A 12,568-nucleotide genomic window follows, 5' to 3' on the forward strand; every position below is an offset into this window, starting at 1 on the left:
ATCAAGTCTTTTCTTGCTACCTCAAGCGCCCGATCGTGTAGGTTGGATTGATCTTTTCCCTTTCAATATAGGCGGTTAAGGATTCGTGGTGCGGATGATGCGACGTTTTTGTTTCTGCCGCGGCTAATCCGCCCGAGATGAACAGAGAATCAATGCCCTCTCCCATGCCGCCCAGAATGTCCGTGTGGGGGCCGTCGCCGATCACCAGAATGTCGCTGTCGGGGATATCGTGCCCCAGTTCCTGCAACCTGCGACGGGCCAGATCATAGATCGGGGGATGCGGTTTGCCGAAATACAGGCTCTCGCCGCCCATTTCGGTGTACAGCCTGGCCAAAGCACCGGCACACCATTCGCGCACCTCGCCGCGGTCCACGACAATGTCAGGGTTTGCACAAAGCAGTTTCATCCCCATCTGCTTGGCGTAAAGGAAATCCGGCCGGTTCACATCCGGGTCGGCCATCGGGTCGAACGGGCCGCAGCAGACAATACCCTCGGCTTCCTTCAGCGGCACACGCTCGATATGGATGGGGTGATCCAGCAGTTTCAGCGGTTCGAAAAAGCCCGCATCGCGCTGCCACTCGCCCATGAAGTAAACCTTGTGCCCCACAGCACCCCGGAACATCGCGGATCGCGCGGAATCCCCGCTGGTGGCGATGGTGTCATACGCGTCGGCGGGGACGTTGAATTGCACGAGTTGCTCTGCCACCCCGGCGCGGGGTTTGGGAGAGTTCGTGACCAAGACCACCAGTCCACCCTTGGCGCGATAGGCCTTCAGCGCTTCGACGGCCTCGGGGTATGCCGTGATGCCATTGTGAACACAGCCCCAAAGGTCGACGAACAATGCTTTGTAACGGTCCGATATCTCGGAAAGCGAGGAAACGATCTGGGTCATGGGGGCCTCTGGGTCTGATGTCGCGCTGGCGACAGCTATGGCAAAGCTTGGGTCCGAACACCATCCCGCATTCCCGTTTGCGCGAAGGAATGGGTGAAACTGCTACTCGTCTTCGGTAATTTCCGAGACGTCTGGGGCCTGCTGAACGTTTTCCGTTCCCAGGATGATCTGGGCCCCGATACGCGGCTGATATCGGATTATGGCAAGATATCCGGGTCCAAGCTCCTCTTCCAGTACCCCGACCAGAGGGGTCTCCCGCAGCTTGGGTGGCAGCAATCCGGCAATGGAAGAAACTTTGAACTGCGCTTCGGCGGGCAGATCGACGATCAGCCAAACCTCGGCCCGCTTGCGCTGAGCGTTGACGTCGATGCGGATGATTTCCACGGAAACCGGATCGGCCCATGCGCGAATGGCATCGGCCAGTTGCGCCTCGGTGCGCGTCTCCAGATAACGGTTGTAGGTGGATTTCCCAAGTTGCAGGACGACGACGACCAGAAACGCGATCGCGACAAAGACGCTGGCGGTGAAGTTCAGCTTGCGCTTTCCCTTGCTGAAAACCACGGACCGCGCGGCATAGACAAGATAAACCGCGCAGGCTGACAGAATGATCGCACCAAGGTTCGTTGCGAAAAGCAGCCCTGCCTCATAGGCTTCGGCGGGTTCGTCAAAATACAAAAGAATGCCCGAAGCCGACAGCGGGGGAACAAGCGAAACGCCGATGGCCGCGCCGGGTAGAAGGCTCAATTCGGATTTGTTGATCTGGACATAGGCCCCGGCCACACCGGCAGCGAGCGCGACGATCAGGTCTTCGGTGCCGGGATCGGTGCGCGCCAGGACTTGGTCGGGGATCAAAATGCCACGGGGAACATCGGCGACATAGACCAGAAACCATGCCATCATCACGCAGACAATGGCAGCCAGGCAAACCGTAAGCGCCAGCGTCACCGCGCGTTTCAGCCACCCCATGACCATCGCGGCGGCCACCCCGAGGATCGGGGTCATCAGCGGTGCCACAAGCATGGCCGCGATCACGACAGCGCCGGAGTTGCGCAGCAAACCCATGGTGGCAATCACGACCGACAGCGTCAGCAGCATTGCAAAGCGTCGCCAATACGCCGCCTTGTCGGCACCCTCAAAAAGAAGGATGCTGCGGGTGGTGCTTAGTTTTCGTACGACCATTGCATTTACCTGACCTGGGATAGGCTTTGGGCCCCCGGTCAGACTAACAACCGACAACGCGTCCGCAAATGGCTGTCAGCAAAGAAAAAAGGCGCCCGAGTTGGACGCCTTCAGATTTGGGTCGCTTGACGATCAGACCTTCAGGTTCGGAATGATCTGCTTTTTGCGGCTCATGATACCGGGCAGAACGACGGCGTCCCCGTCCACGGTTGCGCCAAAGCTTTTCTCGGCCACGGTTTTGACCAGATCATTGGGGACCAGCAGCGTGGCCTCTTCGTTCAGGATATCAACCACGAACAGCAGCACCTGATCGACGCCGTCTTCCTTGGCAACGTCCACCATCGAGTCCGCCAGGCTGGCCTTGCGGTCCAGAACGACGCCGGGGGCGGTGGTTTCCAGAACCGAGACCCGGAATTTGGTGCCGTCGACCTCGTATTCCTTGCTGTCCATGCGGATCAACTCGGTGTCCGAGAAGGACGAGACATCCGATTTCGCCGCAAACATGTCGGCTGCATATGCCGAAATGTCCAGCTCGAGCTCGGCCGCCAGACGTTCTGCAACCTCGCGGTCATGCGCCGTGGTGGTGGGAGAGCGGAACTCCAGAGTATCCGACAGAATGCAGGTAAGCGCGGCGCCTTTGATGGCGTCGGGCATCTTGGCCGCATCTTCGCCCATCAGATCGACCATGATGGTGGCGGTGCAGGCCAGGGGGCGCACCGTGATGTCGATCGGGCCTTTGGTTTCCAGGCCACCGACCAGCTTGTGATGGTCGATGATGGCGCGGATGTCCGCGTCGTTGATGTTGGCCGGCAGTTCGGCGGGGTTGTTGGTGTCGACGATGACCACCGGAGTTTCCGCAGGCAGGTCCTCAAGGATCCGCGGTTTGGGCAGGTCCCAGTTTTCCAGCATGAATGTTGCTTCGGTGTTGGGTTCACCCAGCAGCACGGGTTCGGTCTGCTCACCCTTGACCTCGTTCAGGTACCACGACCACAGGATCGGCGAACCTGTGGAATCTGTGTCGGGGGATTTGTGGCCAAATACTAGCGTTGTCATGTCAGTGTCCTGCGGAATGGAAATTTGCGCGCCTTATAGGGCGGCTAAAAGCCGTTGTCACGCCGCTGAGCACTGTCTGCGACGCTTGGTCTGAAAACCGCTGGGTCCGTTCAGAATTCGGCGCGTGTCAGAACGTATCCGGCTTCTTCCAGTTGGTTCAGCAGGCCGTAATCATCGCTCAGGTGTCCCGCGCCGACCGCAATCACAACTGTCTGATCCCTGATGTCCAGAATCTGCGCCATCCAGTTGGCATTTCGCTGCACCAGCAACTGCTGCTCGAAATTTTGCCATTCCGCATCAAAGGCTTCGGGGCTCAGGCCCGACCGCTCAAGCCCCTGTAGGCGGGCAAGCTGTATGATCTCGGCGTGCTTTTCTTCCAGATACGCGTTGGCCATGGTGGCCAATTGGTCCGCATTGCCCTGCATCGCCCCGGTCAGGCGCACAAGCGACTCGACTTGTTTCTCGAGCGGATAACTGTCGAACATGGCCATCAGGTCTTCGATTCGTTCCAGCGAGTGCTGCGGGATACCTTTTTCAACGGCCAGATCGTTCAGGCGGGCGTCCATTCCATAAGTTGAATTCGGGTCCTCGATCATGCAGGGCGGAATGCTCAGCATCATGGTCAGGAACCACGGACGCATCTTCGCAGCCATCCAGCCGGGTATTCCGCGCTGGGCCAGGGCTGCGGACAGCGCATCCCAGTCGTCTTCCGCCATCAGATCGATCAACGTAGGGCCCGAGGTAATCATCACCGCACTCAGGTCGCTGGCCATGGTCTTTTCGAAGGCGTCCATGTCGTGCTGAGTGACTTCGAAATAAAAGGCGTCCGCTTTGCTGAGTTCGGGCGACAGGCGGTCAATCACGTCTTCCATTCGCGGATCGTAACTGTGCAACGTGCCGATGATGTGCAAAACCGTGTCGCCCTTGCGTGCAATCCAGTGATTGCCTTCTGGATAAGCGATCTGGGCCACTGCACTTTGCAGTTTGGTCCGGGTTTCCTCGGGCAGTTGCGGGCGCAGGTCCACCCCCTCGCACGCGGCCTGAGCCGAGATCGGAAACAGAAGGAACGCAAGAAAAGTGAGCAAACGCATGGGGCCGGCCTGAATGGTGTCAAGAAGTTGAACCCAGACTTAGCCACGCCACCTGCCGATGTTCAAGCCGCCCGACTGGTATTCCCCGACAATCTGCGTAGCATGGGCACATGAACCGCGAGCAGGATCTTTATCCCCCGGTCAAGGCGCTGCTGGAGCGTCAGGGATACACCGTCAAGGGCGAAGTCGGCGCAGCCGACATCGTTGCGGTGCGCGATGGGGATGCGCCGGTGATTGTCGAACTGAAACTGCGGTTCACGCTGTCCCTGTTTCATCAGGCGATCACCCGGCTGAAACTCACCGATCTGGTCTATGTTGCCGTCTGCAAACCCACGGGCCGAACGGCCCGGCGGGCGCTCAAGGATAATCTGGCACTGTGTCGTAGGCTCGGCCTGGGCCTGATCACCGTGCGGGCTGATGGCACGGTCGAGGTTCAGTGCGATCCCGGCCCCTACGCGCCCCGTAAGAACAAAGCCAGGGCCGCACGGTTGCTGCGCGAATTCGACCGGCTGCAAGGCGACCCGAACGCCGGGGGCGCGACGCGCCATGGTATCGTGACGGCGTATCGGCAGGATGCGCTGAAATGTGCGGCCTATCTGGCCGAGAATGGCCCGGCCAAGGGGGCGGACGTCGCCAGATCGGTCGCGGTCCCGGTCGCCACCCGGCTTATGCGGGAAAACCACTACGGGTGGTTCGAGAAGGTTGAAAAAGGCATCTATGGGCTTACGTCACAGGGCGCAGAAGGGTTGAAGCATTGGGCCTATAGCTGGGAACAGGCTGACTGATCCATTTTGCAAAAAAAATCTCTCACAAATTGTTGACTCGGACTTTTAGACTCCCTAGCTATGCGTCGTTATCACTCAGACACCCCGAGTGCTAACGCCTCGTCGGAAGGCGGGGGGAGGATAGATAAACTTTGAGCCCAAGGAGCTACAAAGATGGCATTGAAACCGCTTCATGACCGTGTGCTGGTTCGCCGCGTAGAGAGCGAAGAGAAAACCGCAGGCGGCCTGATCATCCCTGACAGCGCAAAAGAAAAGCCGAGCGAAGGCGAAGTCGTCGCAACCGGCGAAGGTGCGCGCAAGGACAGCGGCGAACTGATCGCAATGGCTGTCAAAGCTGGGGACAAGATCCTGTTCGGCAAATGGTCGGGCACCGAGGTCAACGTCAACGGCGAAGAGCTGCTGATGATGAAAGAAAGCGACATCATGGGGATCATCGAGTAAGCGCGCGCTTTCTCTGATCTTCATTTCAAACTTATTTCTCAAGGAGAAACGACATGGCTGCAAAGGACGTCAAATTCGACACCGATGCCCGCAATCGTATGCTGAAGGGTGTGAACATCCTGGCCGACGCGGTTAAAGTGACCCTGGGCCCCAAAGGCCGCAACGTGGTTCTGGACAAATCTTTCGGCGCACCGCGCATCACCAAGGACGGTGTTTCGGTTGCCAAGGAAATCGAACTGGAAGATAAGTTCGAAAACATGGGCGCGCAGATGGTGAAAGAAGTCGCCAGCCGCACCAATGACGAAGCCGGCGACGGCACCACCACCGCAACCGTTCTGGCACAGGCGATCGTAAAAGAAGGCCTGAAGCAGGTTGCAGCTGGCCTGAACCCGATGGACCTGAAGCGCGGCATCGACCTGGCAACCGCCAAGGTTGTTGAAGGCATCAAAGAAGCCTCGCGCGAAGTCAAAGACTCGGCAGAAGTTGCCCAGGTTGGCACCATCTCGGCCAACGGCGAAGCCGAAATCGGTCAGCAGATCGCAGACGCGATGCAGAAGGTTGGCAACGAAGGTGTCATCACCGTCGAAGAAAACAAAGGTCTGGAAACCGAGACCGACGTTGTCGAAGGTATGCAGTTCGACCGCGGCTACCTGTCGCCTTACTTCGTCACCAACGCAGACAAGATGATTGCAGAACTCGACGACTGCATGATCCTGCTGCACGAGAAGAAACTCTCGTCGCTGCAGCCGATGGTTCCGCTGCTGGAACAAGTGATCCAGTCGCAGAAGCCGCTGCTGATCATCGCGGAAGACGTTGAAGGCGAAGCGCTGGCAACTCTGGTTGTCAACAAACTGCGCGGCGGCCTGAAAATTGCTGCTGTCAAAGCACCTGGCTTCGGCGATCGCCGTAAGGCGATGTTGCAGGACATCGCAATCCTGACCGGCGGTCAGGTTATCAGCGAAGATCTGGGCATGAAGCTCGAGTCCGTCACCATGGACATGCTGGGCACCGCCAAGAAAATCGAAATCACCAAAGACGAAACCACCATCGTCGACGGTGCTGGCGAGAAAGCCGAGATCGAAGCACGTGTTGCTCAGATCCGCACCCAGATCGAAGAAACCACCAGCGACTACGACCGCGAGAAGCTGCAAGAGCGCGTTGCCAAACTGGCAGGCGGTGTTGCCGTTATCCGCGTCGGCGGCATGACCGAAGTCGAAGTGAAAGAGCGTAAGGACCGTGTGGACGATGCTCTGAACGCAACACGCGCTGCCGTTCAGGAAGGCGTTGTTGTGGGCGGTGGTGTTGCTCTGGTCCAGGCCGGTAAAGCACTGGAAGCTCTGAAAGGTGCAAACGCCGATCAGGACGCAGGTATCAACATCGTTCGCAAGGCCATCGAAGCGCCGCTGCGCCAGATCGCCGAGAACGCGGGTGTCGACGGCGCGGTTGTAGCCGGTAAGGTCCGTGAATCGTCGGACGCAGCGTTCGGCTTCAACGCGCAGACCGAAGAATATGGCGACATGTTCTCGTTCGGTGTGATTGACCCGGCCAAAGTGGTTCGGACTGCTCTGGAAGACGCTGCATCGGTTGCTGGCCTGCTGGTCACCACCGAAGCAATGGTTGCCGACAAGCCGGCCAAGGAAGGCGCGGCACCTGCCGGCGGCATGCCCGACATGGGCGGCATGGGCGGTATGATGTAAGCACGCCGAATTCGCCTCTGGCGAATTCTGGCGACCCGACAGGCGCTTGGCGGTATCGCCAAGCTGCCGAGGGGGGAGCATTGGAGCTTGAGAACGGGGTCGCCTTCGGGCGGCCCCGTTTTGTGTTGACAGTTCTGTTTTCAAGGCGTGTTTAGACGCTGCTTTGTCCGGCGCCGGATGTCTGTTCCCACAACCTTCGCGAAAGTGAGTGTGCAAATCCCGCCCGAACGGCTATGCGGATGGCATGAGATTGTTTTTGCTCACCGCCCTGACCATGTGTGCCTTTGCGGCGAACTCCATTCTGAACCGGCTGGCCATCGACAGCGGAGCCAGCGATCCAACCGGATTTGCCATCGTTCGGGTTTTGGCGGGGGCCGTGGTCCTGGCCGCTCTTGTGCTGGCACGCGGAGGGCGCCTTCCGCTGCGCAATCGAAGGCGGATCATTGGCGCGGGGTCGTTGACGCTCTACATGATCGGATTTTCAATCGCCTACCTGACGCTGGATGCAGGCTTGGGTGCATTGATTCTGTTCGGCGTGGTGCAAATTACGATGTTTTCTGTGGGCGCATTGACGGGCGCGACTCCGACCGCCCGGCAGGTGGCGGGGGCAGGGGTTGCGCTTGCAGGTCTTGCCTATGTGCTGTGGCCGACTGGCGCCGTTCAAGTCGACTTGGCTGGCGCGGCTCTGATGGCCGCCGCCGGTATTGGTTGGGCCCTTTACTCGATAGCGGGCCGATCAGAAACAAACCCGCTGGAGGGAACGGCCGCCAATTTCATCGTCGCTTTGCCGGTGACTGCCCTGGCGATGCTTGCCGGCGGCAGCGCCTGGCAGATGAGCGGGGCGGGGTATCTGCTGGCCGTCCTGTCCGGCGCGGTAACATCCGGGCTTGGTTATGCTTTGTGGTACCGTGTTTTGCCTCAACTGGCCCCGTCGGTGGCGGCTGTCGTTCAACTCAGCGTGCCGGTAATCGCAATTCTCGGCGGTGTCGTCTTTCTGGGCGAGATTGCCGGAGTACGGCTGATCATCGGGGCCACGCTTGTTTTGGGCGGTATCGCGCTGGCCGTGCTGCGACGTCACCGGGGCTAGGGCTTTTATCAAAGGCTGATAGGCTTTATCTGGCGGTTATGAAACTTTTGATTGCCTTGCTCTTCTGCCTCGCTCCCGCCGCAGCCAGTGCGAAATGCGTGATCCTTCTGCACGGTCTCGCGCGCACCGAGGCCTCGTTCACCGTGATGGAGCAGCTGTTCAAGGCGCATGACTTTACCGTTGTGCGCCACGGGTATCCATCGACCGAAATCGGTATTCCGGAACTGGCAAGGCAAACCATACCGGACGCGCTTGCGGCGTGTGGTGATGACAAAGCCAATGTCGTTGCGCATTCCATGGGCGGTATCCTGTTGCGCTATTGGCTCAAGGACCATCGGCCGGAAAACCTGGGTCGTGTCGTCATGCTCGGCCCGCCCAATCAGGGCAGCCAGTTGGTCGATGAGCTGAGCGCATGGGAAGTGTTCGGGTATCTGAACGGCCCGGCGGGCCTGCAATTGGGCACAGGTCCCGAAGGCATTCCGCGCCGCCTGCCGCCGGTGGATTTTGAACTGGGGGTGATCGCGGGTGAGAATTCGCTCAACCCGCTTTTTTCATCGCTGATCGACGGGCCGGATGACGGTAAGGTTTCGGTTGAAACCACCAAGGTCGAAGGGATGAAGGATCATCTTGTTCTGCCAGTGACCCACACCTTCATGATGAACAACCCGCGCGTTATGGCACAGGCGCTGCATTTCATCGAATTTGGCCAATTCGATCGGCAGATCACCTGGCTGGACGGCGTGATGGAGATAATCGACGAGATCTGCATCGGGCAGGATTGCTCGGAACCTGACTCGGAGCCCACACAATGACCTCTCTGGATCTGACTTTGACCGGCGCAGAGGTTCTGTTGCCGGGGGATGGTCTGTCGCGCTGCGATCTCTCGATGGCGGAGGGCGTCATTCAGCAAGCTCGGACCGGGCGCAGGGTTGACCTGACCGGTTATCTTGTCCTGCCCGGTATCGTCGACCTGCACGGGGACGGGTTCGAACGCCACATCGCCCCGCGCCGGGGCGCAATGAAGCAAATGAGCGAAGGCATACTGGCAGCCGAAGCCGAACTGGCCGCCAATGGCATCACCACCGCCGTTCTGGCCCAGTTCTACAGCTGGGAAGGTGGCGTGCGTGGCCCCGAGTTTGCCGCGCAGGTGTTTCAGGCCATCGCTGCGGTCAAGAACAGCACCGTCACGGATCTGATCCCGCAATTGCGGTTCGAGACTAACATGCTGGGGGATTACGACGGTCTGGCCCATCGCATCGCCGAATGGCAGGTGCCCTATGTGGTGTTCAATGATCACCTGCCGCATGATCGTTTGGCGCAGGGCAAAAAGCCGCCGCGCCTGACCGGGCAGGCGTTGAAGGCCGGACGCAATCCGGATGCGCATTTTGAGATGTTGCTCCATATGCATGCCCGTAGGAACGAGGTTCCCGCTGCCGTCGAAGCACTCAGCGCCGAACTTGTCTCAATGGGGGTGCGTTTGGGCAGCCATGATGACGCGACCGCCGAGACTAGGGCATGGTGGCGCGACCGGGGCGTGCGCATTGCCGAATTCCCCGAAACGCTTGAAGCCGCCGAAGCCGCGCGTTCCGCCGGGGATCACGTTATCCTCGGCTCTCCCAACGTCGTGCGGGGGGGATCACACAAGGGGAACGCAAGCGCCGTCGAACTGATCGCCATGGGGCTCTGTGATGCGTTGGCCTCGGATTATCACTATCCCAGTCTGCGCCGCGCAGCGTTGATGCTAGCCAAAACCGGTCTGCTGGATCTGGCCGGTGCCTGGGCGCTGGTCTCGTCCGGCCCCGCGCGGGTGCTGGACATGCAGGACAGGGGTACGCTCGTGCCGGGAAAACGCGCGGATCTGGTCATCCTGGACGCGGGCACCCATCGCGTTGCAGCCACCTTGGCCGGTGGGCGCGTCAGTTACATGTCAGGCGACATCGCCGCCCGGTTTCTGGGTTAGGCCCCGAAAAACCTTTATCTTTTCCCAAATTCTCTCGCCGAAGGCGTCGCGCGCAGGCGCGACAGCCTCAACGTTTGATGCGGTTGAAATGCCCCATCTTGCGCCCGGCCTTTACCTCGGCCTTGCCATAGAGATGCAGCGCCACATCCCGCTCGCGGGCCAGCTCAGGTACACGGTCCATGTCGTCGCCGATCAGGTTCTCCATCACGACGTCGGAGTGGCGTTGCCCGTCCCCCAAAGGCCAGCCCGCCACCGCACGGATATGCTGTTCGAACTGATCCACGGCACAGCCGTTCTGCGTCCAGTGCCCCGAATTGTGAACCCGCGGAGCGATTTCATTCACGATCAGGCCGCCGGGCGTCACGAACAGCTCAACACCCATCACGCCAACATATTCGAGAGCGTTCAGGATGTTCGCCGCCAGCAGGATTGCATCTGTGCGCTGGGCCGGGGACAGGCGGGCGGGGATGGTGGTGGTGCGCAGGATGCCATCGCGGTGCTCATTCTCACCCGGATCGAAACAGGCGACCTGACCGTCCAGACCACGGGCCGCGATGATCGACACCTCGTGCGAGAAATCCACGAACCCTTCCAGAATGGCTGGTGCCCCGGCCATATCGGCCAGAGCGGCCTCGGCATCCTCGGGCTTGCGCAGCCGGGCCTGCCCCTTGCCGTCATAGCCGAAGCGGCGGGTTTTCAGGATGGCGGGTGTCCCGATCAGTTCGATCGCCGCATTCAGGCTGTTCAGGTCGGCGATATCCGCAAACGGGGCCGTCTTCAGGCCCAGCTCTTGCAGAAATGTCTTCTCGGTCAACCTGTCCTGGCTGACCCGCAAGGCCTCGCGCCCGGGGCGGATCGGGCGGTGCGCTTCCAGAATGTCCAGCGCTTCGGTCGGGATGTTCTCGAACTCATAGGTGATGACATCGACCGCATCGGCAAAGGCTTTCAGCGCATCTGCATCGTCATAAGCAGCAGTGGTGACGCGATCCGCAACCTGCCCCGCCGGTGGGTTCGCACCCGGCTCATAGATATGGCTGACAAAACCCAGCCTGGCGGCTGCCACGGACAGCATCCGGCCCAGCTGACCGCCCCCCAGAATCCCGATCACTGCACCTTGGGCGAGCATTTCCGCCATCTTCAACTCTCCAAACGTTTGCCAATTGCCCCAAGCGCGGACCGCAGCGCCTCGTGCGCGCCCCCGTCTTTCAGGGCGTCCGTCATTTGCAGGCTCAGCGTGCCCTCGGTCGCCAGGGCGTCACGCTCCTGCGCCAATCGTCCGGCGGCGCCTTTTTCCATCGAGGCCAGAAAACCCGCCATCAACTGCGTTGTATAGAACTCGGCCCCGTCCGCATCACCGGTTGCGTCACCCAGCCATTCGGCACCGGTGGCCATCAGGTCCAGAATGCCGGGAACCATGGCACAAATGGCGAAATGCGCGTTCAGCGCGGCTTCATCCGCAACCTTGACCACGGGGTTTTCCGGTTCAAACAGATCCGCCAGCAGGCGATCATTGCCAAAAGCCGCCATCGGGCAGCCGCCGGTTTCCAGAAAGCCCAGCGGGATGGTCTGCACGAAATCCGACGCCGGGGCGCAAAGCGCGGCCAGATGCTCGGCCGAAACCGCCGCCATGACCGACACGATCTGCTGATCGGCGCGGAATGTCAGCGGGTCCAGAACGTCGGCCGCGATATGCGGGCGCAGGCACAGGAACACGATGTCCGAGGTGTCAATCACGGCCTGAGGCGCAGCTACGGTTACGCCCAGTTCCGCCTTCAATGCGGCTGAAACCTTGGCGTTGCGCTCGGTCACGCTGATCTGGTGCCCCTTGGCGGCCATCAGCCGCGCAATCGGCGCGGCGATATGGCCGGTTCCGATAAAGCCGATCCGGTTCATCCCTGCGGTTCCTGGGGGATCGAGGCTGACAACGCGTCACGCCAGCTGTCCAGCCTTTCGGCCAAAGCATCATCCTGCAATGCAAGAATGCCCGCCGCCATCAGGCCGGCATTGGCCCCGCCGGCGGACCCGATCGCCATGGTCGCCACCGGAAACCCTTTGGGCATCTGCACGATGGAATACAGCGAATCCACGCCCGACAAGGCTCGGGTCTGCACCGGGACGCCAATCACAGGCACCCGCGTTTTCGACGCCATCATGCCCGGAAGATGCGCAGCCCCACCTGCACCTGCAATGATCACCTGCAACCCACGCGAAACGGCGGTCTTGCCATAATCCCACAGCCGGTCCGGCGTGCGGTGGGCGGATACGATGCGCGCTTCGTAGGCGACGCCCAGTTCGTCCAGAATATCCGCGGCTTCCTTCATCGTGGGCCAGTCCGACTGGCTGCCCATGATGATCCCCACTTTCACATCGCTCATCCGCATAC

At 60.3% G+C, this 12,568-nt stretch carries 13 protein-coding genes; 6 read left to right on the forward strand and 7 right to left on the reverse strand.

Annotation, left to right across the window (positions count from 1 at the left end; translation table 11 throughout):
• Positions 1–16: 16 nt before the first annotated feature.
• From ACR0A2_RS06895 to ACR0A2_RS06910, 4 genes are all read right to left on the reverse strand, one after another.
• Positions 17–892: a TIGR01459 family HAD-type hydrolase gene (locus ACR0A2_RS06895; RefSeq protein ID WP_171168937.1), complete on the reverse strand. Its 876-nt coding sequence runs from the start codon at positions 890–892 to the stop codon at positions 17–19.
• 102 nt (positions 893–994) lie between these two features.
• Positions 995–2,071, reverse strand: a complete 1,077-nt coding sequence (locus tag ACR0A2_RS06900; RefSeq protein ID WP_480834557.1) for a DUF389 domain-containing protein — start codon at positions 2,069–2,071, stop codon at positions 995–997.
• Positions 2,072–2,203: 132 nt separating this feature from the next.
• A complete protein-coding gene (locus ACR0A2_RS06905) occupies positions 2,204–3,124 on the reverse strand; it encodes a manganese-dependent inorganic pyrophosphatase (protein ID WP_480834558.1) in 921 nt (306 codons plus the stop codon).
• A 110-nt stretch (positions 3,125–3,234) separates the two neighbouring features.
• Complete coding sequence (locus ACR0A2_RS06910; protein WP_480834559.1) at positions 3,235–4,215, reverse strand: TraB/GumN family protein; 981 nt, start codon at positions 4,213–4,215, stop codon at positions 3,235–3,237.
• Between the two features lie 110 nt (positions 4,216–4,325).
• Here ACR0A2_RS06910 and ACR0A2_RS06915 point away from each other — a divergent pair, with 110 nt between their 5' ends.
• The 6 genes from ACR0A2_RS06915 to ACR0A2_RS06940 all read left to right on the forward strand — a co-directional run bounded on the left by ACR0A2_RS06915 (position 4,326) and on the right by ACR0A2_RS06940 (position 10,185).
• On the forward strand, positions 4,326–5,000 hold the full coding sequence (locus tag ACR0A2_RS06915; protein WP_480834560.1) for a DUF2161 domain-containing phosphodiesterase: 675 nt from the start codon (positions 4,326–4,328) through the stop codon (positions 4,998–5,000).
• A gap of 153 nt (positions 5,001–5,153) precedes the next feature.
• Positions 5,154–5,441 carry a co-chaperone GroES gene (gene groES / locus ACR0A2_RS06920; protein WP_152458994.1) on the forward strand — a complete coding sequence of 96 codons (288 nt, stop codon included), beginning with the start codon at positions 5,154–5,156 and terminating at the stop codon, positions 5,439–5,441.
• A gap of 53 nt (positions 5,442–5,494) precedes the next feature.
• Complete coding sequence (gene groL, locus ACR0A2_RS06925; RefSeq protein WP_152458993.1) at positions 5,495–7,138, forward strand: chaperonin GroEL; 1,644 nt, start codon at positions 5,495–5,497, stop codon at positions 7,136–7,138.
• Between the two features lie 244 nt (positions 7,139–7,382).
• Positions 7,383–8,225, forward strand: coding sequence for a DMT family transporter (locus ACR0A2_RS06930; protein ID WP_480834561.1), 843 nt, complete (start codon positions 7,383–7,385; stop codon positions 8,223–8,225).
• 38 nt (positions 8,226–8,263) lie between these two features.
• Complete coding sequence (locus ACR0A2_RS06935) at positions 8,264–9,037, forward strand: alpha/beta fold hydrolase (protein ID WP_480834562.1); 774 nt, start codon at positions 8,264–8,266, stop codon at positions 9,035–9,037.
• Positions 9,034–10,185: an alpha-D-ribose 1-methylphosphonate 5-triphosphate diphosphatase gene (locus ACR0A2_RS06940; protein WP_480834563.1), complete on the forward strand. Its 1,152-nt coding sequence runs from the start codon at positions 9,034–9,036 to the stop codon at positions 10,183–10,185. The genes ACR0A2_RS06935 and ACR0A2_RS06940 overlap by 4 nt, the downstream gene beginning before the upstream one ends.
• Positions 10,186–10,252: 67 nt before the next feature.
• On the opposite strand, the gene ACR0A2_RS06945 is transcribed toward ACR0A2_RS06940, so the two are convergent.
• The 3 genes from ACR0A2_RS06945 to purE are packed head-to-tail and all read right to left on the reverse strand — an operon-like array spanning position 10,253 to position 12,560.
• Complete coding sequence (locus tag ACR0A2_RS06945) at positions 10,253–11,320, reverse strand: 5-(carboxyamino)imidazole ribonucleotide synthase (protein ID WP_480834564.1); 1,068 nt, start codon at positions 11,318–11,320, stop codon at positions 10,253–10,255.
• Between the two features lie 2 nt (positions 11,321–11,322).
• Complete coding sequence (locus ACR0A2_RS06950; protein ID WP_480446057.1) at positions 11,323–12,078, reverse strand: NAD(P)-binding domain-containing protein; 756 nt, start codon at positions 12,076–12,078, stop codon at positions 11,323–11,325.
• The gene (purE, locus tag ACR0A2_RS06955; RefSeq protein WP_152458987.1) at positions 12,075–12,560 is read right to left on the reverse strand and encodes a 5-(carboxyamino)imidazole ribonucleotide mutase; all 486 of its coding nucleotides are present in this window, start codon (positions 12,558–12,560) and stop codon (positions 12,075–12,077) included. The genes ACR0A2_RS06950 and purE overlap by 4 nt, the downstream gene beginning before the upstream one ends.
• Positions 12,561–12,568: the final 8 nt, after the last annotated feature.

It is taken from the genome of Ruegeria sp. H8 (assembly GCF_056532905.1).